Source organism: Ruficoccus sp. ZRK36, from assembly GCF_019603315.1.
Lineage (GTDB): Bacteria > Verrucomicrobiota > Verrucomicrobiia > Opitutales > Cerasicoccaceae > Ruficoccus.
Map to the genome: position 1 here is coordinate 3,080,626 of NZ_CP080649.1, position 26,071 is coordinate 3,106,696.

The following is a 26,071-nucleotide window of genomic DNA, read 5'->3' on the forward strand; positions in this document are numbered from 1 at the left end:
CGAGCAAGCCTGCCACCACATGGACTGTGCCCGGGCGCATGGATCCTTGATGGACTGGCACCTGAAGATGGCGGCCGCCGCCTTGCGCGGGCAACCACACACAACGGTCGGGCCGATGCCCGACATTTCCCTTAACGACAAAACTTCCCATGCCTCGCGGATACAACAAAGAGCAGAAGCAGGACGGTGACGTAAGCTTTACCGGGCTGGCGACGCGGCCGCAGGCTGAACTCCTGCCGGCGGGGATGGTTGCGCGCTCCGAGAATGGCAGAATGGAGAGCCTTGAGTGGGTACCGCGGCTTGGTGCGAAACGTATCAACGGAGAGATCCAGCTTGAGCGGCCGCCCGTAATCCTACCCTGTACCCTACTCCCGGATGTGCCGGTGAGTGGCATTGTCCGCTCGGGCTCGACCGCGACTGTTACGGCGGTCGCTCACGGGCTCGTAGACGGCCAAACGGTGTGTATCGCGGGAGCGGATCAGGCGGAGTACAATGGCGACTTTGAAATCGCCGTTACCGGCGATGATAGCTTTGTCTACTCTGTGGCAGGGACTCCAGCGACCCCGGCCACGGGGGATATTATTTACAACGGCGGGCCGTATATCGCGGAGGTTTACGGCGACATGATCTTTACCTCCTGTATTTACTCCGACCCGTCCCGGGAAGGGGCAGAGTACATTATGCTTTTCTCCGCCTCAAAGGCCTTTCTGTGGAGTGAGAGTGAGGCTGTGATCACGGTCCCGTTTGACGTCTCCGAATCCATTGCTCTTGCCGACCGCCCCTCGGCCCGCCAGGCGGGCGATAAGGTCTACCTGCACAGGGGGCGTGGTAAGCTCGCGCTCGTTTGGGACGGTGACGTAGAGGGGGCCTTTACGCCGGTGGCCGCAGAGCCGGGAACAGTCAATGAACTGGAGGACGCCACGGCGGGGTGTGTTGGGGGTAAGGTCACGTTGGAGGTTGCTGCTCATGGGCTTTCGGACAAGGCAAGCGTTACGATCCTCTCGGCAGCCGAAGGTTCCGGTCTGGTCGAGGGAGACGCCTACGAGGTCCGCGTGGTCGATGCCGGCACTTTTTACTTTTGGGCGAATGTCGCGGACTTCACGGATCAGTCTGTGTCTGTCAGTGCTCGCCGGCCGCTCTCCGGGGGCTTTGAGGCCCTTCCGAAGGTGAACTGGTCGGTGTGGGCTGACTCCCGGCTGTGGGTTCCCTATGCGCGCGATCAGGTGGCGGCGTCGGATGTGCTCGATCCGGAGACGTTTGACCCGGTCACGAACCAGTTTCGCATCAATCACGGGAGTGCTGACTATCTGGTCGGGCTTCACGCCTGGCAGGAGGGGCGGCTGTTAGTGGCCTACCGGCGCTCTCTGCACCTGCTCTACGGCACGACGGGCAATCTGGATGCCGTTCAGGTCTACACACTGACGAATGAGTTTGGCTGTCTCGCCCGGCGGACGCTGGCGACGGTCGGTGCGAGTATCTTCTTTCTTGGCGACGGAGGGGTCTACTCGCTGGGGGCGAGTGGGGAGCTCGCGCTGCTGGGCGCCGATGCGCCGGTGTCGCGGCCTATCGACGATGTGCTTAAGCATGTGGATGCGGTCAGTGCCGAGGATGGCGCTCAGGCGGTCTTTCATGATTCGCGCTATAAGCTGGCCATTCCTACCGGTAGCCCGGCCGTGGTGCGTGTGGTGAAGGGCTCTGGCCCGTCCGGGGCATTGACCGAGGCCGATATAACGATTGTTGAGGGCGGCTCGGGCTATCGAGACGGGACTGTCCGGGTTCAGGTGCTCCCGCATTCAGAAGACGTTGAGACGGTTTCACCGGCAGAGCTGAGCGCGACCGTTGAGAATGGCGTTGTCACAGCAATTTCGGTGGACGTGGGAGGCAGCGGCTATGCAAACGCACCAACGATTCGCGTACTTCGGCCTAATGACACGGTGCTAGTCTGGAGCCAGCTTAATCAAGCCTGGGAGAGTGTGGACACCTATCCGGAGGGAGTGGACGTGCAGGACATTTTGCTCTCCCGCTATCGGGGGCGACTGCGTCAGTTTTTCGCCAACCGTGAGGCCGGCGTTTATCTGGCTGAGGAGCTTGAAACCGGCGATGAAGTCGGCACGTCCGGAGACGGCGGCGGGGGCAGTGTGCCTGTTGCCGGCGTGCTGGAGACGCGGGCCTATGGTGCGGTCGGGATTAATCGCTTTCTGGATGCGTGGATCGACGGCGTTTTCAGTGGGGATGAATGCCTTGAGCTTGCCGGTGTGCATGAAAACCCGGACGGGGAAAGTCGCTCCCTGGTAATAGGTGGCGCTGAGGGCGACGACTTTGTCCAGCGGTGGCCTGTCCGCAAGCGGGCTCACGTTTGCCGCCTGCGTGTGACTACCCTGCTTGGTCGGCCGAGGATCCGGCGAGTCGGTGTGCGGTGGATTAACCTTTCTCAAAAACAACGACGGAGATTTGAATAATGGCCATTCTGAATAAGGGACACGTTTTTACGGAGGGTGTGCTGCGAGCCGCTTACCTGAACGACGCTTTCGACAAAGCGACCATCACGCTAGAGTCCGATGATGCGGATGATATTACGATTGAGATCGTAGGCGAGAAGATCCGGCTCAAGGCGGGCAGTGTCACTAACGACAAGGTGGCCGAGGACGTTGTTGAGGCTCTAGTCGGTGAGGGGCTTTCACGCAACGGGAAGCTTCTGAATATTCAACTCGCTGATGGCGTGCTGAGTATCGGGCCGGATTTATCCCTGGCGGGTATTACCGGGGCCGACGATACGGCGACCGCAACCACTGATGATGATCACGGCCTCAGCGTCGGGGACCGCGTGATTATTTCCGGCTGTGATCAGGGGGAGTACAACGGCATCTTCGATGTTGCGAGCACTCCGACGACGACGACCTTTACCTATGTTACGGCGAGCTCGATAACAGTATCTCCGGCCACGGGCAGCCCGGCTGCCAAGCTCTCAAAGATACAGTTTTCGGTCGCAGATCGTGCCGACGTTGAAAGCGAGACCGGCGAGCGGCCGGTGATCCCGGGGATTATGCGCTATCATCCGGCTTTCCCTGTGGCGTGGGCATCAGCTCAAGGGGATGGTACGATCTTACAATCATTGGGGGTCGCGTCCATCGAGCGATACTCGGATGGCGACTATACGGTCACGCTGTCGGAGGAAATGTCGGGCACTGACTACTGTATCATTACTACGATGGGGAGATCTACGAGTAGCGGCTACGTGGTGTGCTACGAGATCCTCAGTGCGACTCAATTTAATCTGCATGTATCGGCCGATTTCGATTTCTCTTTCTGCGTTTTTGGTCCGCGTGCTTCTGCCGAATGAACGCCTGTCAGATAGCCATTCAACACTACGCTCGGGTCGGAGGAAACTTTTCCGAAGTGCTCGGGCAGTATGCCGCGAATGGATACGTCCACCTGACCCCGGACTATATTTTGATCTTTCGGCCGCTCATGCGGGAGGAACCTGGTCGTTGGCTCGACACCGTCGAGGCTCTCAGGGCTGACACCTGGTTTATTCGCTTTGCGGCGGGGGCGAGCTGGCTTGACCGCATGTGGGATCACATGCCCCACCCCCTCCCCTTCATTGGCTGGCGGCGTAGATTGCGCGGAGACCAGCTCGTTTTTCACGATCTCAAACGCATTAAAGGACTTACTCAATGTTCCACATTTTAAAGCTTTTCGGAAAGCGCCGGTGCTGTCGGTTGCTCAACATCTTTAATCCCTTCGCGCTGGCCGAGGCCTGCACGCTCCACGACTCCGAGCCGGCGTATCAGGAGTACACCCCGCGCGACGCCGGAAAGGACGCCCTCGCCTATACCGAGGGAATGGCCGACCCTGAGCTTCAGCGAAAACTGCTGGAAACGGACCAGACTTTTCGACCCGAGTGGACGGAGCTCGACCTCCAGATGCTCGACACCTACATGCGGGGGACGGACGAGACACGCGGCATTCTGGAGCAAACGGCAGATGCGGCCGAAGCGAGCCGAGGTATCACCAGCGCCGAGCGCGAGGACAATCTGGCCGACGTCGAGCGGCTGGGGGGCCGGGCCTCCGAGGCCTTCCGGGCCGCCAATCCTCAACTCACGCAGATTACAGACTCCCTCGTCTCTCAAGCGCAGGATGAACTCGACGCCAATGGCCGCCTGACTCCACAGGAGCAGCGTGAGGCCACGCAGTCTGTCCGCGAGGCCTACGGGGCGCGCGGGATGGAGATGAGCAACCCGGCGATGTTTGAGGAGGCCATGAACCGACAGGCCTATCTCGATGCACGGCAGGACCGTTCGCGCAGTTTCGGGATGGGGGTTGCTGGCCTGCTCGATCAGACCTCCCTCGACCCCTACGCTGCCATCCTTGGGACGGGCTACTCCTCCGGGCAGAGCGGCAGCGGGTTGGTCAACTCCGGAATTGGTTACGATCTATCCACCCTGGCCGGCTCGCAACTCATCAACCCCGATGCCGGTGTGAATATCGGAATGGCGAACGCTGCCAACCAAAACAATTTTAACTCTAATATCTTCGCCTCGAATCAGGCATTCTGGGGAAGTGTCGTCGGGGCTGCCGGTAATATGGCCGGGGCCGCGATGCCGATGTAGGGAAAGGATAATCAGATGGCACGATTGGGAGACAGTATCCACGCGGGGCTACTCCGCACCGACTTTAGTCCGATCCGCGCAGGCGGGCAGGCCTTCGCCAACGGGATTTCGCAGGGTGTGGGGGCGATAGCTGACGGCATCAAGGAAAGTAAACTGCGCGAGCGTATTCAGCAGGAGCAGGACCGCACCCTGGCTGAGGAAACGAAGAAGTACACACAGATCGCAACCGCGCTCGGCGTCCCCAAAGGTGAAGCCTCATCGAAATCTCTCGGCGAGCTGAAGGGGTACGTTGAGGGCGAAGCCATGAAAATGACGCAGCAAAAGCTCCAGGCTGAAACCGTTGCTGCGCAGGCGAAGGCGCAGGCGGCGCAGAGTCCGGCTGGCGGGCCTCAAAGCTACACGGATCCCACCAGTGGCAGGCCCTTTGTCTACTACGGCAACCAGATACTTCCGGCGGGGGAGTCGGCGGGAACGCCGTGGGCTCCCTACATGCAGGCGGGCCGCACGGCAGGCAAGCCGCTTCCCGTCGCAGAGGTAGCCGGTCAGCCTTACTACGCCGTTTCCGGCGTCGGTCTGGTGAATCAGAAAACCGGGGAAGTCATTTCCCGACCCGGCGGCGGCACGAACTCTGTTTCTCAATATCTCGCCGGGCGTAACGCTGCCCCTCAAGTCTCGCCAGAGGCTAAGAAGATGCAGGAGCGACAGGGCACGATCAATGCGCAGGTTGAAATGCTGCGTCAGGGCGACAGCGGAACGGGTCAGTGGAAGATCCTCCCCGGAATCTCTGACCGCAAGGCCCATGTTAAGAAGCTGATTGACGACTACAACGTCGAGGCTGCGCGACTGGGGCAGCCTCGGATGGAGTACCCGCCGGAACTGGCGGCCGGTGACAACTCGGCCGCCCGGGATGAATCTCTCGATACCGACAAGGCGCTGGATCGCCTCTTTAAGTAATGGCCTCGACGGACGTCAACCAACTGCTCGATGCGCGGGACGCTGAGCTGGAAAAGCGCGTACGCTCGGATCCCTCCGTTGTGCGCTGGTTGAATGGAGCGAGCGACGAGGAGGTCAGCCAGTTTCGCGACCAGGCTTATTCGCGGCTGGGAGAGATGGACGAGTTTCGCGTCGAGACAGTTCCTGCTCGTAAGGAGAAGCGGCTGATCAACGCGGCCCCGGATACTGGCCTGGGGCCTGCTGTCGCGCAACCGGTGGAGGCTGAGCGCGACGTGGACGCGGTCACGCGGCCTCTCTACGACCGCTCGACCGAGGCATTTATCAAGCGGGCCGGATCCGAGCCTGTGGACTGGGGCCAGTTCGGCGCGGATGAGGTAGTCGGGATTGCCGGACTCCTGGCGCAGGCCTACCCTCAGCGGGCACAGGAATTTCTCAAGCAAGGCGGTGCGCGAGCACAGTCCATTCTCGACGAACGCGGAATGACGCTCTTTCCGGATGCGGAGAAAGAAGGGGGCTCGAAGCTGTTTGCGCAGGATTTCACCAAACGGTTAATGGCGACGGGTGAGCCCGTGGGCGGGCCGTTGACGGACATCGCCAAGGCTCAATACAAAATGAACCTGACCCCTCCGTGGGCCTCAAGGGAGGAAGCGGAGCAGAACCGCGAGTTTGCCGAGCAGATGTTCCAGGAGGGGACCGGATGGGATTCGCAGAACCGGATGCTCGCGGCCCTCGCCTACGGGGATGAGGTCGCTCTGAATAAAAACCTCGGGACAATGCTCTCGTGGGCCGGGGGTGCGAACGCACTGCTTCGCCGCAGCCTCGGCCCGGGTCGTTTTGTTGTGGATCCGATCTCTCGGCAGGGCGTGCTGGAGGGGGCGGCCTTCTCGGTCGGGATGGGGGCGACGCTCGGGCCTGAGTATGCGCCCTCCCCTGTTGCTGATTCGCTGGGGCTGGAGCCCTCCCGGCTGACCTCGGCAGTTGAGGCCGGCCTGTTCGATCTGGCTGTAGGCACCGGATTGAGAACTGTTTCCAATACCCGATTGGTCAACCGTGCGCTGGAAAATCCTCACATTGGGCGAAAGATCGAAGAGTATCTCTCTGAGCACGGCGTCAGCAGGACAGCCGACCGTCTGCGGGAGCTGGAAAAAGAAGTCACAAGGCGCATGCGCGAAGCCGTCGAGAAGGCTCGCCAGCGCCCCGCTAAGGACGTTACGCCGGGTGATGGTATGCAGTCTCGGTCTGGGGCGCTTGAGCCGCCACAGGAGCGGTTGCCGGATGCCGGACTTGAGCCGATTCCGCCGACGGTGGACACTCCCGGACCTATGGGTCCAGCTCGCCGCGGGGATCTTCCAGCCGAAGGCGGTGAATTTGTTAATGACGTGGCCGAGGGTCACGCGCGTCCAGCTCCAGAGAAGCGATTTCGGCTACCAGACGGGACGGAGATTCAGCGGGCCGACATCGTGGCGAAGCCCGGTCCTCGGGACAGCGTTGTTGACACGCCGGAATGGGTGAAACCGGAACCGGAGGTTGTGGACGTGATCGCCATCCCGGTGTCGGATCTTCCGAAGAAAGGGGAGCTTGAGGCTGCTCGGCGCAATCTCGTAGCCTGGGCGCGGGAGAACCTTCAGGGAAAGACTTTTGAGACTCCGCAGCTTGGGCCGGTTGAGGTTTCCCGGAGAAGTATCAACAAGGGGATGCGGAGTTCGCATGAGCATGCGTCGGCTCAGATCGCGGCGGGATACAGAATCCCTGAACTGCTCGCCAACAGCCTATACGGCTTCAAGGTCGAGAACTCGAAGAACGGAAAACCTCGCGTGCCTGCTCATCGTCTCTTTGCTCCCGTACAGATCGACGGGAAACCGTGGCGCGTGAAGCTCACGATTGAAGAGCGAGCGGGGAAACTGTACTATGATCATTCCCTTACACAAATAGAGCCCGACACGGGGCCGGGCTCATCGTCTGGATTGTTCAAAGCTGGCCCGGAGAACCGGCGCTTTTCCACAGACGATACCCCTATTCAACCACAGCCGGGGGCGGAAGTCAAGCCGGTGGCGTCGGTGAGGGCTGTTCGCAATGGAGTAAGGTTGCGGGAAAACGGAGCGGAAATGCCGACACTTGGCCTTACGCCGGAGGCAGTTTTCGAGGAATTTAAAAAGTTGCGGTTCGCGGCGGGGTCGCTGCCGATCCTTCGCAGTTACGGCGAAGCCCCCGGTGAGTACGCGATGGGGCCGGACGGGCTGGAAAAACAAGAGCTTGTCGGTGGGGTCGCGGCCAAACGGAAAATCGGTGCCCAAACGTTGAACACGATCCTGGAAGACATTGCCGCGGGGGCTGTTCAGATTCAGTACGAGCCTGCTAAGGGGGTGGGGTTGACTGCAAATTCCCGAGACTACGTCGGGAAAGCGGATCGCCCCACGAATGTGCTGCATCAGGCCGACGGTGTACCTTTACAAGCCTACACAGAAGGGCCGGGAGGCTCGGCTGTCACTGAGGCGGTCAGCGCCGAGGCCTCGACGATCCGCGGCGAGCTGGATGCGGTCGAGGGTGAGCGCGAAGCGGTTGCCGTAAAGATGCAGTCGCAGGATGTGGTCCCGGAGTCTGTGGCGGGGGTAGCCCGCCGTGAAGCTGGCCGATCAATGGCAGCCGCTCTGCGGATCCAAAAAAGCTACCTGCTGGATAAGCTTGATGGGCTGATTGCCGAGGCTCCCGCTGTATCGCCTGAGAGCCAGCCGACGATAACGATCTCCATTCCGGACGACGGCACCTTTACGGTGGCCAACGACGAGGTATCCCTCAAGCGGTTTCGCGCGCTCATCGCCAAGCGAATGGGCAAGGGGTACAGGGTTCCGGATGCTCCGGGGTCGGTTGGTGGGCGATTGCCGAGCCCAAGTGTCTTTGATGCGGCGAAGCGCGAGGCGGCGGCGGAAAAGAAAGCCACAAAGGGGAAGGCTCCCACAGTGCCGGCATTGAACAAGCGGCCGACGGTAAAGGATCGTAAGGCGGTGGCTGAGACGTTCGTCGGCTCGGACCCGAAGGTCAAAGTGCTGCACAAGATCCACCAGGACGGGAAGCTGGCAGTGGCGACCGACAAGGCACGGTTGATTGTGCTGCGGGCCGACGTCGGCAGCTCGGGCCATTATCCTGAATACAAGCAGGTCTTACCCAAGTGGGCGGTGGCCGTTGATTCGGAAACAGGATCCATTACCTGGACCGGCGGGGAAGCACGACGGGTCGAGGTGGATACTAAGACCTTTACGGGCAACCTCGGCCGGGGAAAGCCTATCTATTCCCTTCAGAACGGGCAGGTCTTGCTCGTGGATCGCGGTGGCGAGCTTACCTTTGCTTCAACCAACGTCCACGGTGAATATTATCTGCCCGACGGGCTGACGCCGGAGGAGGCAAAGACAGGGGCAGTGGCGATCTTTAATCCCGAGTTTCTCGGAGATCTGATGGCGGCGAGCCGACGGCTCGGCCATGAACGGCCGCAAGTGCTCTTTGGAAAAGATGAGGGGCAGCCGCTCATCATCAGGTTTGGCGATGAGGGCTTTGCGCTTCTGATGCCTGAGCGTGGAAGTATCGAGGGCATGCTGGATATAATAGGGGCCAAGCGGGAAGCGCCTGCGCCGGCGGCGACCAAGCCCAAACGCGCCAAAGGTGCGGAGGGCTACCCGGCGGCCGAAGGAATGAGCCGCACGAACGGCGGCGAGCTGGGGCCGACCTACCGGGCGGCCGAGGCCTCGCCTGAGCCGGAGCCGGTCGTTATCGAAATGCCGGAGGCGGTTGCCTTCGCGCGGGAACTGCTGGACGGCAAATACCCGGGCATCGTTCGCGGGTTTCGGGGTAAGTGGCTCGGGGTTTTCCGGCACACCGATGGGCCAAAGGGTGAGGGTTCGATTGCGTTGATGGCTGATATTTTCCAGCTCGTGCAGCCCGCTGAGAAAGCCGCGCTTCGCAAACAGGCCGAGCAGTGGGCCAAGGCTCAAGTTGAGAGCGGTGATGCGTCGCTGGCCGACGTCGAGCGATTAACCTTTGAGCGATTCGAGGAGCTGCTGGACCGGCTCCTGTCACAGCGCAAGGCGCAAAACCCGATCCTTGCCTCAAAAGTGATCTGGCACGAAGTCGGCCACCTGGCAGACTGGTTGCCAGACAAGGTAGTGCGCGGTCGGGGGAACGTCCTCGCGCGCATTGCCAGCCTGACTCGAAGCCTTCAGACAACCCTTGAGGCAGAGATGCCGAAAGCCGGGGCCGAGGACCGGAGGCTGACCCGAAAGGACCGGGCGGCGCTGCGCCGTAAGGCAGAACGCGAGACCGGCGCTCGGCCACCCAAGGATGAGGAGGCCGAGTTGGCGGCCTGGCGTGAGGAGGTCGGCCGGAAATACCGCGAGCTGGTAGACGTTGAAATCGAGGAGCGCGGACTGATCACCGAGGCCGAGATCCGCGAGGAGCTGATGGAAACAATGGCGTGGTGGCAAGGTCTGCCCGGGCCGCAGGCCATTGACCCCTACTATCACCAGGCACACGAAATGTATGCCGAGGCCTTGAGTGTATTTTTCAATAACCCGCAGGCCTTGGCGCAGCGGGCCCCAAAGTTTTATCGTTCCCTGCTCTCCTATCTGGAGCGCAAAAAGAATCTTCACGATCTTTACTGGGGCATCGTGGACGACATCCGCAGCGGGCGAATTATGAAGAAGCGCGTGCAAAACCTGCGGGAAATGTTTGCCGACTCCTACGCCGCCGGGATCGAGCAGGAGCAGCGGGCAAAGCCGACCTGGGGTGAGCGGTTGGACGTAGTTCGCTACACGCTTGACCGTCGCTTTGGGCCTGTCTACCGGCGGGCAGAGCAGGCGCGCAAGAGCGGCAAGGCCCCAGATGCGGTCGACGCGGCCGAGGAAGCTATCGGCAATTACAGATACCGGGTGGCGCTGCATGAGCTCTATCTCGATCAGCTCAACAACCGGGTGGCCGGTCCACTTGTAGAGGCCAATCTCGATATGGTGGACCTGGCCGAGTATGTCTTTCACAAGCATGTCGTGGAAAACCGCTACGATCTGGCTAATGCTCAGGGCTGGACCAGTAAAACCTCGCAAGAACGACTCGACGAAATGCAGGAGCAGCTCGGGGGTGGGAAGTGGGAGGCCTTGGAGCAGGGGCAGCGGCAGTTGCGGGCACTTTACGAGGAGTACGTGGTGCGCCCGGCGGCCGAGGCTGAGCTGTTCGACCCGGAGTTGCAGGCCTTAATCGAGGAACGTGTCTTCTACGCCCCTTTTAATAAATCCGGGGCATCGGCTGCTCCTGGCGGTCGTGGGAGCATCGAGGAGGCCCTGGAGCAGCGCCTCGGGGCGGCCGGGTCAAAGATCTATCAGGCACACGGCTATCTCGGTGAGATCACCAATCCGGCTACGGGGCTGATGCAGAAAACGCTCTCCATGATTTCGATGATCGCTCGGGAAAAGGCCAAGCGTGGCATTGCCGAGCTTATGATCAAGATGAACGATCCCATGATCACCGAGGCCTCCCGGAAATGGGACGGACGCCGGCGGGCCCTAGTCATTAAGGAAAATGACCGGGTCGGCACCCTCTCCTACCTGCACCAAGGACAATTGCGGGGCTACTACGTCCCGAAGGTCGTTGCCGAGGCCTTCGAGTACGACTCACCGGTTGAGCTGGGGCTCGTGCTCAACTCGATGCGCTGGATGAACTACGCACTCAAGGGGCTGTTTACTCAATGGAACTACGCCTTTTGGCCGGTCGCCTTCGCGCGAGATCTGCGCGGTTGGGCTCGCCGGATCCCACAGGGGCATCTGCTCTTTACCGACCGGGCCGTCTGGCGCTACCTACCCTCCTCCCTGAAGGCGGCCCGGGACAGCGTGCGCGGCCGTGAAAATCCGCTGGCCGAGCAAGCCCTCAAGCGAGGCATGGTAATCTCGCGGGGTGAACCTTACGGGTTCTCAGATCTGGCGCAGGATAATTTTGAGCGGATGCTGCTACGCTTCAATAAGGATCCGAAGACCTGGCGGGGTAAGGAACTGTCGATCTGGCAGAATGTCTGGAAGCTCGTCGAGAAGTGGCAGGCAACCGGGCAGATCTTCGAACGAGGGATGAAAATCGCCGGCATGCAACACCTTGACCGGACGGCACCGGAGCTGCCCGAATGGCGCAAGCAGTGGATGGTCCGTAACTGGAGCGGATCCCCTGACTTTCTGGATAAGCCGAGTCCCAATGTCGCCCCCATCTTCGACCTGTTCATGCTTTTTTATAATCCGTTCAAGCAGGGATGGAGAGCTGAAGCTGCCGCCCTGAAGGCCTCACCGGCCGGATTCGCCGCACGGCTGGCCAAGTACACGGTGCCACGACTGCTCTTTAAAGGGCTGCTGGCGGGCGTTTTCGGGGCGGCGGGGGTGGAGATCCTCCGGCGGACGCTCGGGGATGAGAAGGCCGATGAGGTGCAGGCGATGATGGCATCGGTTCCTGAGTACGACAAAACAAACTACGACATTATCCCGCTCGGGTGGGCCGACCGTGAGGCCAAAAAGGTGACATACCTTCGACTCCCCATGGAGGAAAGTGAACGGCTCTACTCCGGCGTCCTCTGGAAAACAATGAGCGATGAAGGCAAGCCGGGGCAGGCCTTGAGTTTCGCAGGCGGTCAGTTGCCGGGGGCTAATCCTCTGCTTTCGGTGGGGATGGCGTGGTTTCAGTACCTTGTCGGCGGGCAAAACCCTTATGATCCCTTCTACGGCCGCAATATCATTGACTCAACATCGTTTGAGGCGGGCGAAGGAACTGAGGATATGCTGCGGTGGACATGGAACTCGACCGGCGGGTCTATCCTCATGCGAGCGCGCGAGGATTCGCTCTACGACACCGAGCCAACCGGGCTTGAGGAGACGTTGAATCTTCCTGTGGTGGGACCACTGGCAGGCCGCTGGGTGAAGGTCTCCAATCGCGGGCTTTACGATCAGGCCGAGGCTCTCACGGCCGATGTTCGAGAGAGTCGGGCTCGAGTGCGGCTGGTCGGCCGGGAAATCGTCCGTAAGTTGATGGTTGGCGAGGCTGTTTCTGAAGCTGAGCGCGCTGCACTGGCTCAAAATACCTACCTGGCTGACTACGTGGACCGACTGGCAGCAAAAACCCTTCAGCGACGCAGCAGCGTTGAAATGGACATTCTCATGCGTGCGGGCTCAAAGGAGGAGCAGCTCCTCCTGCTCGATGAAATGATGACCGAGGGCAACTAAAGCGCAGTCGAGGGGCGATTGACCAAGTCTGTGTAGTGGCGCTCGGCGGTCGCGACCGAGTCCCGAAGGTTTCGAGCCGCAACGTATATCCCGTGTGCCGTTGCCCACTCTGCCCCGGCCTGCTTGCGTAGTTCATGGAGACGTTTCTTGCGATCTGGCAGGAATGGGGCGAGGTAGGCGGCAGCATCCCGCTGAACAACTTCCTTGCGAGCTGTGAGCGTTTTCCCCGGGATAAGGTAGTCTGAGGTCCAAGGCTCTTCCACCGGGAGTTTGAGGAGTTCACGCCATGCGAGCACGCGCGCCTTCGACACGGGAACCTTCCCGTATTTGCTGTTTCCCTTAGCGATAAACGCCGGCACCTTATCCTTTGCGGGTCGATAGCGTATATCAATGGCCATCCCCGCACCGTCATTAACGATCCATTCCCACCGGGCTTGCCATATTTCCTGAGCCGTCAGGCCACAATACCGTGCCAGCTCAACGGCGATGCGGACGCCGTCGGTTTGCTCCACCAGACCGGCGAGGATAGCCTCGTCAACATCTTTCGGGATGGTTTGGAATCTCGTGGCTTTCTGAGGGAGTGAAGGCAGGGAGCAGAAGTCCAATACGTTACCGGGAAGATCGAAATTCCCTTTGTATATCCGGCGGGAGGCCCGGCCGAAGATGTCCTTGGCTGCACCGTAGGTGCTGTTTAGGCCTAGATTTAAGTCGAGGTCTACGTCCTCGCCGTAACGTTTCCCTCGCTTCTTGTAGCGAGAAGCTCTCCAACTGAGTACCCTGTCCTCTGTCAGATCGGTCAGTTTCAAGTCTCGCCAGCGTGAACCGGCAGAAACCTTCAGGATGGTGCCGAGTTGGTTGACGTTTCCGCGTGCGGTCTTAGTCGATACTCGCCCGCGTGCGGGGCCTTGCTGCTCATAAAAAACAAGGAGGTCGTCTAATGTCGGGGTGCTGTTCCTGCGGGACAGGGTATCCTCGCCCGTTGTGAAAAGTTGTTGGTAGCGAGCCCAAAACACATCGCGTGCGGCGGCCTCGGATGAAACTCCACTGCTCCAATGAAACCGCCGGCCTTTTACCTGAAACATGCATTTGATGCGCTTCGTGGCGGGATCAAGGTACATATTTCCGGCCACATTCTCGCGGCGAAGGCGGAAGTCGGACTTAATGCGAATCATGATGTGTGCAGCAAACAACTGTGTTGCCAACAAGTCAAGATCCGTGTGCGCTTTTGTGTGCGCCTAGCGTTGTCCAAGATGTCCGCGATTGTCACCCTCTGACACGCTTATATTTCCCCTAGCAACTGGCCAATCCCGCATGAACAAAGGGACAATCGGGCTACAACCCGCATAAACAAAGTGGTGGGCGCTGCAGGGCTCGAACCTGCGACCTACTGGGTGTAAACCAGTTGCTCTAGCCAACTGAGCTAAGCGCCCCAAATGAAAAGCGCGAATTATCGAGTTAAACTGGCACGGAGCAAGCTTTTATTGCCCATAACTTAAAATCCCAAAAACCAATTGACACCATTAGAGTAATAGCGAAAAACACGCCACCATGCTACGTTTAGCCACCTCACGCACACTCATACTATTATCAAGTTTCATTGTTGCAGCACTGCCAACGTTTGCCGCGACAACCATATTTTCTGAGAATTTCAGTACAAATGGAACGTTGAATGGGATGTCTCCCGATGTCGGCGGCACCTGGAGCGGCTCAAGCGGTCTCACGGTCGAAGACGGAGTCCTCGACACAGCTCTCAGTAACACCCCGTCCCCCGACTCGATTAGTGCGAGTTTTACGCAGGCGCTTGGCAGCGGTGAAATCCTTGGCTTATCGTTCATCACGACCGAGACACAGGGCTTGTTTGCCACAAATGGCTACGCCGGCCTAACGCTGTACGCGGGTGGCACAGAGTATTTCTTTATTGGCAGTCCTGGCTTGGTTGACGAATGGGGAATCACTGGCACAGGCCTCTCTGCATCGACTCAAACCTTCACCCCAGCACTGACCGCGGAAGCCCAAACTGTCTACTTCACATACGAGTACGACACGGGTGATTGGAGCCTCAACATCGGCGGCGAAAACCTGAACGGCACTGGAGTAGCAAACCTGGAAATCGATTCCGTGGGTATTGTATCCGACGGATACAATATCGCCGATATCGCCATCTCCTCCATAGGCCTGGAACTCATCCCCATTCCCGAGCCCGGATCCTATGCTCTGCTCTTCGCAGGCGGTCTACTCGGGCTTCTCGTACTGCGCAGACGCATTACGAAGTAGCCGCGTACGCCAACCTACGCCACCCCTATAGGCACTTGGTTACAAACCGGTTCCTGTCGGACCGATTATGGGCCGATAAACGTTTTACAGAGGAGCAGCCACGAGCATCCAACGGCTACCTCATTTGAGGCAGCTTAAAACACAGGCGCCTTATGGATAAATTCCATGAAGGCGACAAGTGTATGGTGGGCGATGCGAATCAGGCCAGAGCGGACTGCTTGTGCAGTTCTTCGGCGATCTGCACGGCGTTAAGGGCTGCGCCCTTCCAGAGCTGATCACCGACGATCCACAGCGACAGGCCGTTCTCAAAGGCCGAGTCGATACGCAGGCGCCCTACCCCGCACTTTTCCTTACCGGAGAAGTCGAGCGGCATCGGGTACACCTTGTTCTCCACGTCGTCGCACAGCTCGGCACCGGCAAAGCCAGCAATGACCTCGCGGGCCTTGGCCAGATCCACAGGGCGCTCAAACTCGGCGTTGATGGCGATGCTGTGGGCACGCAGCACGGGCACACGCACACAGGTGGTCGAGGCACGCAGGCCGGGCAGGCTCATGATCTTGCGGCACTCGTTGAGCATCTTGTGCTCTTCCTTGGTATAGCCGTCCTCGTAGAACACGTCCACGTGCGGGAGCACGTTAAAGGCAATCTGGTGCGGGAACTTCTCCACCTTCATAGGCTCACCCTTTTCCCAGGCGTGAATCTGGTCGATCAGCTCGGCCATGGCCGAGGCACCGGCACCAGAGACCGCCTGGTAGGTGGAGGCGAAAAAGCGCTTCAGCCCGAATGCAGCGTGCAGCGGGGCCAGCCCCATCAGCGCGACAGCGGTCGAGCAGTTGGGATTGGCGATGATGCCCTTGTGGTTGCGCATGGCCTCGGCATTCACCTCGGGCACGACGAGCGGCACATCGGCATCCATCCGGAAGGCCGAGCTGTTGTCCACGACGACGCAGCCGCGCTTGACGGCCTCGGGGCCGAGCTCCTTCGAGGTGGAGGCTCCGGCGCTGAAAATCGCGATGTCGAGCTTATCGAAAGCGGTGGGCTCGGCTTCTTCAACGGTCCAGGATTTGTCTTCCCAGGTGATGGTCTTGCCAGTCGAACGCTTGGACGCAAGCAGCGTCAGGGAGTCCATCGGGAAATTCCGCCGATGGAGCAGTTCGATCAGTTCTTGACCTACGGCGCCGGTGGCGCCGACAATGCCGACTCGATAGCTCATGGTGGTGGATAACTGTTATTCTAGTATTATAGAGCGGTGTGACCGCCTGTCAATTGAACCGACAGAGCATGCGCTTCACGTCTCGCTTTGCGAGAAGAAACTGAGGCACTTTTGCAAAGGGGAGCTCGTGCGCACCTATGACACGGCCTTCGGGATCAACCCGCCCTCCTGCGTCGAAAACTCCCTCGGCACCCCCACCGGGCTGCACGTTATCGACGAAAAGATCGGCGACGGCGCCCCCGCCGGGATGGTCTTCATCGGGCGCGTGCCCACCGGTAAGCGGTACTGGGAGCACGAGGAGCAGCGAAACTTTGTCACCACGCGCATCCTCTGGCTGCGCGGGCTGGAGCCGGGCCACAACGCCGGACCGGGCTGCGACAGCCATGACCGCTACATCTACATCCACGGGACGAATCTGGAGGCGGACTTCGCCAACGCCCGCAGCCACGGCTGCGTCCTCCTGCGCAACGAGGAAGTGATCGAGCTCTACGACGCCGTCCCCTCCGGGACGCTCCTCCTCATCGAGTGAAGCCCGGTAAAGGCCCGGCTATTTATCCGCATCATAAGTGGCCGGTCCATCGCCACAGGCAATCGGGATTGGCCAACAAATGGCACAACTTCCGCAAGCGTGGCCTAACGGAGCTGGTTGGAGTCGGCGTCAACGGCGGCGGCATCAGTGATCCGTCAGGATCACAGGTGCAGGACTGTGTCCTGCCTGCTATATGCGCTTGCGGGGCGCGGGTCCTCCCGCATAGTGGAAGGCATGAAACTGACTCGCCTGCTGTCCCCCGTTTTTGCCTTCACTCTGCTCTTCGCGCTCACTGGCTGCGACCGCGAAGCTGAAAAGCTCGACTCCGAGTACACCAAAAATGTAGCCGAGGGCATCGATGACCTGCAAAAGGACATCAAGCAGGCCCCGGATGAGCGCGGCGAGGTGCCGATCGTCCCCGAGCAGGTGATCAGCCTTACGCTACCCGTCCCCACCCCGGCCTGGAGCCTGAAGATCGACGAGGCCTGGGTTGTCGGCCAAGAGCTGTGGGTCATCGCCACCCTTTCGCAGGATACCGACGGCATGGCCGCACAGGTTATCAGCCACGCCAAGGCCAGCGCCACGCTCCAGAATGTCCCGCAGATCCCCGCCACCTACTTCGTGCTCGGTAAGAGCTTCGATTGGGAGCAGGAGATGCCGAACGTGAAGTTCATCGACTCCAAGGCTGAAATCCAAAAGGGCCTCAGCATGGGCGCGCAGGTTTACCCCTCACAGGTCGAACCGCTTTAATAAGGGGGCTGTGCGCCCCCAACCCCCGCAGCAGGCAGAGCCTGCACTTTCGATGCTGCGCATCGTGTTAGCGATTACTGAAAACAGCAGAAGCTGCTTTCAGTAATCGCTAAGCAGAGCATCAAAACTGGGCTATCCCATTGTCATGAGTCCAGTGTTCTGCCCTAACGGCGAGGCCGTGACAGGGAAGGTTTCAATGCCGGTCCGGCGTTTGGGCGAAGCCCGGACGATGGACCGAAAGTGCAGCCCTCGGCTGCCGCGGGTCCGGGCCGCGCAGGCCCGGAAACTGCCCCCGCCTAGTCCACCAGACAGCAGATCTGGACGCCGGGGCCGTGCACACCCTCGATGAGGATGCCCTCGACGTCGGCCGTCTTGGAGGGGCCGGTGGCCCAGACGATGGACGGGTCGTCCCCGAAGTGCTGGATAGCCGTCACCGTGTCCGGGTAAAGCGTGTCGCTCTTCAGCATGGCAATGTGCGTCCACGGAGTGAGCGCACCGAGGCGCGAGGAGGTGTCCGCATCGCTGAGCATGACCGTGCCAGTCTCGGCGATAGCACCGGTGGCACGGGTGATACCAAAGGTGTAATCGTCCACGCGGGCGCGCTCAAAAGTCGTCTCCAGCGTGAGCCCGGCAAAGGCCGGATGCGCACGCAACTCGTCGGCCAGCGCGGGGTCGCAGTAGCCGAGGGTCAGCCCAGCCTCGTGCAACCATTTGCCCAGAGCATCAAGCCCGGCGATCGGCGTGCCGTTGACCTGCTGCATCTTGTGCGAGAAAAGCTCCCAGTCGCTGCTGAAGTCCGGGTGCGCCTTGCAGACGGGCAGTTGCGGGTCCCATTCGGGATACTCAGCACGTTCCTTGAGGGGGGCGAGCGCATCGCGGATGCGGCCCATGACCAGTTCGCGGTCGTCTTGCATTTTTATAAAAAAGCTGGGGTTAGTTCTTGGAGCGGCTCTTCATCCAGTTACGGAATTTCCCGCCACGCCACTTCGGGAGCTGGCGGCAGGAGTTCCACGCAGCAGCCGGAGGCACGATGTTAATGATGGCGTCGGGCGTCAGGTTCATGGCCGCGCCCATCGTCATGGCGGCACGCCAGGCATGAGGTTGGCTGGCCAGCAGACCAAACATCCCCATCGGCGGGGTGCCCTTCATCGCCTTCTCGGCATGCTCGGTCTTGGCCTTGTCGCGCAGACGCAGGAGCAGGTCCGGGATCGGGATGTTAACCGGGCAGACCTCGTTACAAGCGCCACAGAGGCTGGAGGCCTTGGGCAAGTCCGCCAGCTCGGGGAAGCGGCTGCCCGCCAGCAAGGGGCTGAGCACCGCGCCCACAGGGCCGGGATAGACGCTGCGGTAGGCGTGGCCGCTGGCCTGACGGTAGACCGGGCAAACATTCAGACAGGCACCACAGCGGATGCAGCGGAGAATCTCTGAGCACTGCGAGGCGAGCACCTCGGTACGCTTATTATCGACGAAGATGACGTGCATCTGCTCGGGGCCGTCAGGCTGGCCCTCGCGCTTGGGGCCTCCGATAAACTGCGTGTAGCTGGTCAGGTGCTGGCCGGTACCGGAACGCCCGATCAGCGCCGTGAAGAGCGCCAGGTCGCGGTCGTGCGGGACGAGTTTCTCGATCCCGACGATAGCAATGTGGATCGGGGTGGCGGCCATGCAGAAGCGGGCGTTGCCCTCGTTGGTAACGATGGTCAGGCGTCCACTCTCGGCCGAGACAAAGTTCGCTCCGGTCAGGCCGACATCGGCCTCAAAGTATTTACCGCGCAGAAACTTGCGGGCGCGGCGGGTAATCGTCTCCGGGTCGTCGTTGTAGTCCCCCAGCCCTTCGCGCTCAAAGCTCTTGGCGATGTCGCGGCGGTTCTTGTGAGCCACGGGTTTGACGATGTGGGAGGGGTGGTCGTTATCGATCTGAATGATGAACTCGCCCAGGTCGGTCTCCAGGCACTTCATGCCGTTGTCTTCGAGATAGTGCCCCAGCCCGGTCTCCTCGCTGACCATGCTCTTGGACTTGACCATGCTCTTGCAGCCATTGGCCTTCATGATCTCCAGGATCATGCGGTTGGCGGCGTCGCCGTCGGAGGCGAAGTGCACCTGAGCCCCGTTGGCCTTGAGAGCGGCCTCGGCCTGCGGCAGGTATTTGTCTAAATTCTCCAGCGTGTGCTGCTTGATCTGGCCAGCGGTCTGGCGGAGCAGGTCCGGGTCCGGGTAGTCCCGAAAGAGCACCTCGTAGCGCTTTTCGGTCGTAGCCTTGGTGCCCCCGTAGACGGACTGGTAAACGTCCGGCTTGAGGTCGCGCGCGAAGCGGTCGATTTCCTGTTGGGATTTCGTAGGCATGGCTCAGTCAGCGGGTAAAAGGTTAGCAGAGATCAGCGCATCACGCAGGACCTGCGCCACGTGAAAACGGGGCAGGTTCTTACCGCCCTTATCCACGATACCGCCCAGATGCAGCAGGCAGCCCATGTCTGCGGCGACGAGATACTCGGGGTCGGCGGCGAGGATATTCTCGATCTTGAGCTGGCCCATCTTACCGGAGACATTCGGATGGCTGACCGAGAATGCGCCCCCGAAGCCGCAGCACTGCTCGGCCTCTCCAAAGGTGGCGATCTCCAGCCCGTCAATCGACTCCATCAACTGGAGGGCAGCCGGGCCGCTACAGGTGCCACGCAGGTGGCAGGAGCGGTGGAAGGAAACTTTATGCGGGAAAGAGCCCGGCCACTCGGTCACACCAAGGCCATTGACGATGTAGTCGAGCAGCTCCCATGAGCGATTCGCCAGCTGCTGCACCTCGGGCAGGTCGTCCTCCTTCTCGAACTCCAGCAGCGCACCGTGAAACAGCATGGCCGCACAGGAGCCGGAGGGGATCACGACCGGGTCTTCACCCTTGAACGCATCCACCACATGGCGCACCACTTTGCGGGAGGCTTTCCAGTCCCCGGCATTAAAGGCCGGCTGTCCGCAGCAGGTCTGGTCGGCGGGGAACTCCACCTCGACCCCGAGGTATTCGAGGACTTGCACGGTCGCCTTGGCCACATCGTCGAAAAACGCGTCGCACAGGCAGGTCGCCATGAACTGAACTTTTTTAGGAGCAGGAACGGTACGTTGGGGGCTGATCACGTTGGCCGATTAAAGGAATACCGCTTCAAAAAGTCAACTACACCCGTGATAGGTTTTGAAAAAAATCAGCCAGAATCTATCAAGACAACTCTGCGATATCATTTCAAAGCCGGCGGTTTTTGAGGCAAAGCTATTCAGCACGGCCTCTGGCCCACACAGTTTTGCCGCGTTGGGGCTACTCCTCCATCTGCTGATGCACATTCTCGATAACCTGCTCGCCGCGATCGATGGAGCCTAGCAGTTGACGGCCTCCCCAGATCGCTCCAAAACCGAGTGCCAGCGTCAGCACGGTAACCACCAGCCCTACCCCACGGGTGACCCCCATGAGAAACCGGCTCACCAACACCACACCGACAAACCCACCGATAGCAGCACCGGCGATGACCGAGCCATGGAGCAGCGGCACACTCTGCGTATGGGGAGCGAGCAGCGTCTGCACGAGCACAGCAGCCCCCAGCCCTAATGCGACGATGACCAACTGCGCGAGCAGGATGGGCAAAAACCCTCTTGAATTCCCGCCGATCATGGAAGCCATCAGCTTGCCCATCACGAGCAGCGCGAACACTCCCACGCCAACCAGCAGGTAAAACGCCCCGCTGGCCCAGGGGGCACCCACGATGAATTCACTCATCGCCCGAAGATTTGCCAAATACGTATCCAAGCTCATCGATACACAAACGTATGGATGGAAAGCGCCCTGTCACCCACGAATCACAGTGTATGTGAAATTCGCCCTCTCATCGAACTCAGGGAGCAGGGGCCTCGACCGGGTCAGATGCCGGAACATCCTCACCGTCGGGTTGTGCATCGGCTGACGATGACGTATCCGGCGCCTGTTTTTTGCGTGAGCGTTCGAGCTGTTTACGCATTGCGGCGGCAGCGCTCGCGGTGCTCTGCGGGGCGGGAGCCGGTCCCTCCAGCACATCCGCGGGGGCCAGAGAGCGATCCACCGGAAAGGGCCCACTCAGGCTGTCTTGTTCAGGCTCCGTTTGTCCGGCCTTTTCGACACCCGCCTGAGCCTCCTGGTCGGCTATGCTCTCGGGAGAAACGGGCTTGGGCGTAGACTCTGGATGGAGCGTATCCGCCAGAGACTGAAGCGCCAGTGTGAGGCGTGGGCCCGGTATGTTAAAAAGACTGTTGTCGATCCTGTAGACGCGCCCGTCACGCACAGCGGAGAGCTTACCCCAGACCGGGTCCAAGCGGTAGGTCTGCAGCAGTTCCTCCCCTGCTGGCTCGACCGGCTGGCTGATCTCACCGGGGATCAGCATCACCTGCGGGTCACGTTCGACGAGCGTTTCCTCCGACAGCTCAACCCAGTCGCCCTTCACATCATAGGCGATATTGCGGCCACCGGCTTCCTTGATCAATTGATCGGGAAAAGTCCCCGGACCAGCCGTGTAAGTCTCACGCTCACCGTAACCCAGAAAAACACGCGGGCGCTCCTGCATGCTCAGGCCCGCGAAGCGCATCCCCAGCTGGGTGCGTACCTGATCGAAACGCGTCAGCAGGTCCGCGGCGGCTTCATCGCAGCGAAGCACGTCGCCGAGACGTTCGATATCATCCATCAGCCCGTCGAGGCCATGGGAAGGCAGCACAAAGACCGGAAGCCCTAGCTCACGCAGCCGGGACGCCGTGGCCGGGCGCGTGATGTTGGAGGCCAGAATCAGGTCGGGCTCCAACTGCAACAGGACCTCGGGATTGGGTGAATCAAACCCCTGGATATGCGGCAGTTCCTGCGCCTCAGGCGGGAACTTGCAGTACTCGGTATCGGCAATCAGGCGATCCCCCGCCCCCAATGCGAAGACCAGCTCTGTCGTACTTGGAGCCAGGCTGACGATTCGCTGCGGGTTGCCTGAAATCATGACAGGGTCGCCGCGCCCGTCCACCAGCGTGGGCCCCTCCTCGCCTTCCTGGAAGTACTCGACAGATTCAGGCAGGATGAGCACAGAGGTCGTTGCCCCGACCCGCAGGGGCAGGTTTTTCGGTGGGTCAATCAGGTGGATGCGCACCGGAAAACGCTGGGCGAGCCGCACCCAGTCCACGGTTGGCGCGACTTCGGGCAGCAGGTTTTTACCTTCGGAGCCATTCGGGCGGTAAATCCCCCAGCCTACGCTCTGGACCACGCCATCCATCGGCTCGCCGTAATGCCCCATAAAGCGCACCTCGGCCCGCCTGCCGGGGACGACGCCCTTGAGGTCCGTCTCGCGGAAGAAGCCGGTCACCCAGAAATCATTCGCATCGACCAGCGCCATCAGTGGCTGGCCCTTTGTCACGTAGGTCCCGGTCGTCACCACGAGATTCGTCACGTAGCCGTCCACAGGGGCATAGACGCGGGTGTAGCTGAGATTCAGCTCGGCGAGCTTCAGCGCTGCTGTGGCCACCTCGATGTCCGCAAGCGCCTCCGTGTACTTGGCCTGGAGGATCTGGTAGTCCTCGACAGATACGAGTTGCTGAGCCAGCAGGGGCTTGCGACGCTCGATCTCCAGACGCAGCAGCTCGGCCACGGAGCGGGATTTATTCAGAGAAGCGTGGGCGGAGTCCACCGCCTGCTGATAATCCGTCGGATCGATGGCGAAAAGCAGATCCCCCTCCGAGACGCGCTGGTTATCCTGCACCGGCACATCAATCATCGGTCCACTCACGCGAGCGGCAATCCCCACGACGTAGGCCTGGACCTGCCCGTCCCGCGTCCAGGGGTTTAGCAGATACTGGTGCCAGTACACCCATGCCAGCAGGAGGGCCAGCGCTACCGCGCACAGGGTGATAAAGACTTTGAAAAGCGTTTTGACCATACGGATTCTATACCGGCATAAACAGGAGTGAGAGTGTGATGCTGTAGATCACGGCAAGCGAGAACAGAAACAGCGGCGGGTGCCAGATAAAGCGGGTCAACCGGGCTATGTCAATCAGCCACACCGACACCCCGGCCAGCAGTATTCCGAGAATAATCACTACAAAAATAGGCGTCAGATAGAAGCCCAGCAGGTTGATCTCTGCGGGTAGCCGCCAGTCCGGGGGGACGATCCGGGCAAGCCGTTCCATCAAATCCACTATCATCGGCGTTTACAATCAAGCCATGTGCGCTTAAACACAATGAGAATTATCTGCCGCATGGACGCCCAGACAACAACAGCCGCCCCTGCAGCTGCCTCCTCCAGGCACTGGCATTGGCCGACGTTGAACAAGCTGCGCTGGCTCACCGCGTTCAAGGCCTCACTGGCCTCGGTCATTGCGATCGGTATCGCTATGGGGCTGGGCTGGGAGCGCCCCTACTGGGCCGGGATATCTGTGCTGGTCGCCACCCTGCCCTACATCGGTGCCTCGCTGGAGAAAGGCATCATGCGTCTGGCCGGTACCCTCGCCGCCGGGGTCGTCGCTTACCTCATCTGCGGCGCATTCCCGCAGAATCAGATTGGGTTTTCCCTGATGCTCTTCGTAGCGCTGACCTTCACCGGTTACATGGCATTGGGTAAATTCTACCCGTACACCTTTTTCCTCAGCGGTATCACCCTGTCGATTATCAGCGCGCAGGTATTCAACGACCTGGAACAACTCTGGCCGGTGGTCTTCTTTCGCGTATCCGAGATCAGCCTCGGCGTCATCGTCGCCCTCACCGTCAACTCCCTGCTCTGGCCGCAGAGTGCGAGTCGGGAGATGGGCCGCCAGATGGCCACGACTCTCAAGAACTGTATCCGCCTCTTTGACCACTCTACCGCGCTGTACAGTGGCTACGGAGAAAAAGTCCCCGACTCGGGTAAGCTGAGCGAAAAGCTGAGCGGAGCCTTTCCCAAGCTGCATGCCCTCCTCCCGCAGGCCATGCTCGACTCAAGCCGCTTCTCCAACCACCGATCCAGCCTGCAGGCAGCCCTGCAGTTTATGGAGAGCACGTTTGTATCCGTGGTCACCACCCTGCACTCCACGCAGGGAGATTTCCCCCGCCGCTATCAGGATAATCTCAGCGAAGAACTACGGGCCTACACGAATGCGCTCCGGGCTGACCTGTGCGCGCTGGCGGACTTTTTCGGCAGTCCGGCTCCACTGCCCCCGGCACTGGCTCCCGAGGCCCACGCCGCCCTCCAGCAACACCTTGAGAAGCTCCGCGCCAGCGATATTCCCTTGAGCTACGACCTGCGGGATACCACCTCGTTCATGGCCTACTACGCCAACCTCGCCGAGATCGAGCGCGTGATCATGCTGTTGAGAAAGACCGCCATTGCGATCCTCCAGCCCGGACGGGAACGCCGCGAAGTCAAGGAACAGGTCCGCCACAACAAGCAGCGCTGGCGCCCAGACTCGATGCGCCTGAAGCATGGCATCAAGGTCGGCCTCGCCGTCATCTCCACACTCTATATCTGGCAGTGGACGCAGTGCCCCGGCGGGGTGCCTGGAGTCATCACCGCCGCAATCCTGATCCAGAAAAGCCTCGTCGCCAGTAACCAGAAATCCCTGCTGCGTCTGGCCGGGTGTCTGCTCGGGGGCTGCATGGCGGCCTTCTTCATGCTGTTGGTCACTCCTCATCTGGAGACCTATGAGGAGCTGGCTCCCGTGCTGTTTCTGTGCTTCATGGTTTTCAGCCTGATCAACTACGGGCCGGTACGCTATTCCTACTCGGGCTTTCAGGCCTTCCTCGCCTTTCTGCTGATGACCTCCGTCTCTAACACGCAGAGTATTTCCCTCAAGCCGGGCATCGAGCGCCTGATGGGTATCATCTTCGGGTTTATGGTTTGCGCGGTGATCTTGCGCCTGATCTGGCCCGTCATCCCTGAGCACCAGCTACGGCAGACATTGTGCAAATTTTTCAAGGACTGCCGTGGATACCTCGACCTGTACACGCCTCAGGTCCTGCGCGGCGAAGCTCCGATCGCCGTCATAGGCTCTCTGGAGAACACGCTGACCGACCTGCCCAGCGCCTGCCAGGAGTGGATCAGCCAGATCGGCCTGCATAAAAAAGAGGAAGGCGAGCGCGGCAAGTACCAACAGCTCGCCCTATGCCTGCAAGGACTGCGCTTCCGGCTGCAAGCGCTTGAGCGGGCGATCCGCCGCCCCATGGCACCCGCGCTGGCGGAGCGTATGGCTCCGACCATGATCGAGATCAATGAGAGCATGAAAGGATGCCTCGATAAATTTGAGCAGACGTTCGAAACAGGCATTCGCGCCGAGGACTACCCCGATCTGCGTACGCCGATCACGAAGCTCAACCAGGAACTGCTTGTCATGCTGCGCAAGGATCACCTCGCACGCGCCATCCCGGCTGGCGACGTTGCCGTCTTCCTCTCGCTCGTGCGTCGCTACAGCGACCTCGTCAGCGAGGTTCATAACTGCCGCGAGCAGATGGACAGGCTCAACCTCACCATCATGGAGCGCAGCCCGTTCTTTTAAGTTATTC

Annotated in this window: 17 protein-coding genes and 1 tRNA gene; 9 read left to right on the top strand and 9 right to left on the bottom strand. The window is 60.4% G+C overall.

Going from position 1 to position 26,071, the window contains the following annotated elements:
• Positions 1-149 precede the first annotated feature (149 nt).
• The 5 genes from K0V07_RS13580 (at position 150) to K0V07_RS13600 (ending at position 12,799) form a co-directional block, all read left to right on the top strand.
• Positions 150-2,459 carry a hypothetical protein gene (locus tag K0V07_RS13580; RefSeq protein WP_220621929.1) on the top strand — a complete coding sequence of 770 codons (2,310 nt, stop codon included), beginning with the start codon at positions 150-152 and terminating at the stop codon, positions 2,457-2,459.
• Positions 2,459-3,340: a hypothetical protein gene (locus K0V07_RS13585; protein ID WP_220621930.1), complete on the top strand. Its 882-nt coding sequence runs from the start codon at positions 2,459-2,461 to the stop codon at positions 3,338-3,340. Before K0V07_RS13580 ends, K0V07_RS13585 begins: the two co-directional genes overlap by 1 nt.
• A gap of 334 nt (positions 3,341-3,674) precedes the next feature.
• The gene (locus tag K0V07_RS13590) at positions 3,675-4,610 is read left to right on the top strand and encodes a hypothetical protein (protein ID WP_220621931.1); all 936 of its coding nucleotides are present in this window, start codon (positions 3,675-3,677) and stop codon (positions 4,608-4,610) included.
• Between the two features lie 15 nt (positions 4,611-4,625).
• Entirely contained in the window at positions 4,626-5,564 is a 939-nt protein-coding gene (locus K0V07_RS13595) for a hypothetical protein (RefSeq protein ID WP_220621932.1), read from the top strand.
• The gene (locus K0V07_RS13600) at positions 5,564-12,799 is read left to right on the top strand and encodes a hypothetical protein (protein ID WP_220621933.1); all 7,236 of its coding nucleotides are present in this window, start codon (positions 5,564-5,566) and stop codon (positions 12,797-12,799) included. Before K0V07_RS13595 ends, K0V07_RS13600 begins: the two co-directional genes overlap by 1 nt.
• Here K0V07_RS13600 and K0V07_RS13605 read toward each other — a convergent pair.
• Complete coding sequence (locus K0V07_RS13605; RefSeq protein WP_220621934.1) at positions 12,796-13,971, bottom strand: hypothetical protein; 1,176 nt, start codon at positions 13,969-13,971, stop codon at positions 12,796-12,798. The genes K0V07_RS13600 and K0V07_RS13605 overlap by 4 nt on opposite strands.
• Positions 13,972-14,152: 181 nt before the next feature.
• A tRNA-Val gene (locus K0V07_RS13610) sits at positions 14,153-14,229 on the bottom strand.
• A gap of 118 nt (positions 14,230-14,347) precedes the next feature.
• Between K0V07_RS13610 and K0V07_RS13615 the strand changes: the two genes are divergently transcribed.
• Positions 14,348-15,073 (top strand): PEP-CTERM sorting domain-containing protein, encoded by a 726-nt coding sequence (locus tag K0V07_RS13615; RefSeq protein WP_220621935.1) that lies wholly within the window; start codon positions 14,348-14,350, stop codon positions 15,071-15,073.
• 199 nt (positions 15,074-15,272) lie between these two features.
• Here the strand turns inward: K0V07_RS13615 and K0V07_RS13620 are convergent, their stop codons facing one another.
• Positions 15,273-16,286, bottom strand: coding sequence for an aspartate-semialdehyde dehydrogenase (locus tag K0V07_RS13620; RefSeq protein ID WP_220621936.1), 1,014 nt, complete (start codon positions 16,284-16,286; stop codon positions 15,273-15,275).
• A gap of 127 nt (positions 16,287-16,413) precedes the next feature.
• Here K0V07_RS13620 and K0V07_RS13625 point away from each other — a divergent pair, with 127 nt between their 5' ends.
• Entirely contained in the window at positions 16,414-16,815 is a 402-nt protein-coding gene (locus K0V07_RS13625) for a L,D-transpeptidase (RefSeq protein ID WP_255567989.1), read from the top strand.
• A 234-nt stretch (positions 16,816-17,049) separates the two neighbouring features.
• Entirely contained in the window at positions 17,050-17,565 is a 516-nt protein-coding gene (locus K0V07_RS13630; RefSeq protein WP_220621938.1) for a hypothetical protein, read from the top strand.
• Between the two features lie 296 nt (positions 17,566-17,861).
• On the opposite strand, the gene K0V07_RS13635 is transcribed toward K0V07_RS13630, so the two are convergent.
• From K0V07_RS13635 to K0V07_RS13660, 6 genes are all read right to left on the bottom strand, one after another.
• A complete protein-coding gene (locus K0V07_RS13635; RefSeq protein ID WP_220621939.1) occupies positions 17,862-18,479 on the bottom strand; it encodes an LUD domain-containing protein in 618 nt (205 codons plus the stop codon).
• A gap of 19 nt (positions 18,480-18,498) precedes the next feature.
• On the bottom strand, positions 18,499-19,905 hold the full coding sequence (locus K0V07_RS13640; RefSeq protein WP_220621940.1) for a LutB/LldF family L-lactate oxidation iron-sulfur protein: 1,407 nt from the start codon (positions 19,903-19,905) through the stop codon (positions 18,499-18,501).
• 3 nt (positions 19,906-19,908) lie between these two features.
• Entirely contained in the window at positions 19,909-20,637 is a 729-nt protein-coding gene (locus tag K0V07_RS13645) for a (Fe-S)-binding protein (RefSeq protein ID WP_220621941.1), read from the bottom strand.
• 223 nt (positions 20,638-20,860) lie between these two features.
• Complete coding sequence (locus tag K0V07_RS13650) at positions 20,861-21,316, bottom strand: hypothetical protein (RefSeq protein WP_220621942.1); 456 nt, start codon at positions 21,314-21,316, stop codon at positions 20,861-20,863.
• Between the two features lie 115 nt (positions 21,317-21,431).
• Positions 21,432-23,477, bottom strand: coding sequence for an efflux RND transporter periplasmic adaptor subunit (locus K0V07_RS13655; protein ID WP_220621943.1), 2,046 nt, complete (start codon positions 23,475-23,477; stop codon positions 21,432-21,434).
• A gap of 7 nt (positions 23,478-23,484) precedes the next feature.
• Positions 23,485-23,742, bottom strand: a complete 258-nt coding sequence (locus tag K0V07_RS13660) for a DUF1656 domain-containing protein (protein ID WP_220621944.1) — start codon at positions 23,740-23,742, stop codon at positions 23,485-23,487.
• Between the two features lie 54 nt (positions 23,743-23,796).
• On the opposite strand from K0V07_RS13660, the gene K0V07_RS13665 reads away from it, so the two are divergent.
• Positions 23,797-26,064 carry an FUSC family protein gene (locus K0V07_RS13665; protein WP_220621945.1) on the top strand — a complete coding sequence of 756 codons (2,268 nt, stop codon included), beginning with the start codon at positions 23,797-23,799 and terminating at the stop codon, positions 26,062-26,064.
• Positions 26,065-26,071 lie beyond the last annotated feature (7 nt).

Coding starts and splice junctions, on each gene's coding strand:
- K0V07_RS13580 (WP_220621929.1), top strand. CDS start 150: ATGCCTCGCGGATACAACAAAGAGCAGAAGCAGGACGGTGACGTAAGC.
- K0V07_RS13585 (WP_220621930.1), top strand. CDS start 2,459: ATGGCCATTCTGAATAAGGGACACGTTTTTACGGAGGGTGTGCTGCGA.
- K0V07_RS13590 (WP_220621931.1), top strand. CDS start 3,675: ATGTTCCACATTTTAAAGCTTTTCGGAAAGCGCCGGTGCTGTCGGTTG.
- K0V07_RS13595 (WP_220621932.1), top strand. CDS start 4,626: ATGGCACGATTGGGAGACAGTATCCACGCGGGGCTACTCCGCACCGAC.
- K0V07_RS13600 (WP_220621933.1), top strand. CDS start 5,564: ATGGCCTCGACGGACGTCAACCAACTGCTCGATGCGCGGGACGCTGAG.
- K0V07_RS13605 (WP_220621934.1), bottom strand. CDS start 13,971: ATGATTCGCATTAAGTCCGACTTCCGCCTTCGCCGCGAGAATGTGGCC.
- K0V07_RS13615 (WP_220621935.1), top strand. CDS start 14,348: ATGCTACGTTTAGCCACCTCACGCACACTCATACTATTATCAAGTTTC.
- K0V07_RS13620 (WP_220621936.1), bottom strand. CDS start 16,286: ATGAGCTATCGAGTCGGCATTGTCGGCGCCACCGGCGCCGTAGGTCAA.
- K0V07_RS13630 (WP_220621938.1), top strand. CDS start 17,050: ATGAAACTGACTCGCCTGCTGTCCCCCGTTTTTGCCTTCACTCTGCTC.
- K0V07_RS13635 (WP_220621939.1), bottom strand. CDS start 18,479: ATGCAAGACGACCGCGAACTGGTCATGGGCCGCATCCGCGATGCGCTC.
- K0V07_RS13640 (WP_220621940.1), bottom strand. CDS start 19,905: ATGCCTACGAAATCCCAACAGGAAATCGACCGCTTCGCGCGCGACCTC.
- K0V07_RS13645 (WP_220621941.1), bottom strand. CDS start 20,637: ATGGCGACCTGCCTGTGCGACGCGTTTTTCGACGATGTGGCCAAGGCG.
- K0V07_RS13650 (WP_220621942.1), bottom strand. CDS start 21,316: ATGAGTGAATTCATCGTGGGTGCCCCCTGGGCCAGCGGGGCGTTTTAC.
- K0V07_RS13655 (WP_220621943.1), bottom strand. CDS start 23,477: ATGGTCAAAACGCTTTTCAAAGTCTTTATCACCCTGTGCGCGGTAGCG.
- K0V07_RS13660 (WP_220621944.1), bottom strand. CDS start 23,742: ATGATAGTGGATTTGATGGAACGGCTTGCCCGGATCGTCCCCCCGGAC.
- K0V07_RS13665 (WP_220621945.1), top strand. CDS start 23,797: ATGGACGCCCAGACAACAACAGCCGCCCCTGCAGCTGCCTCCTCCAGG.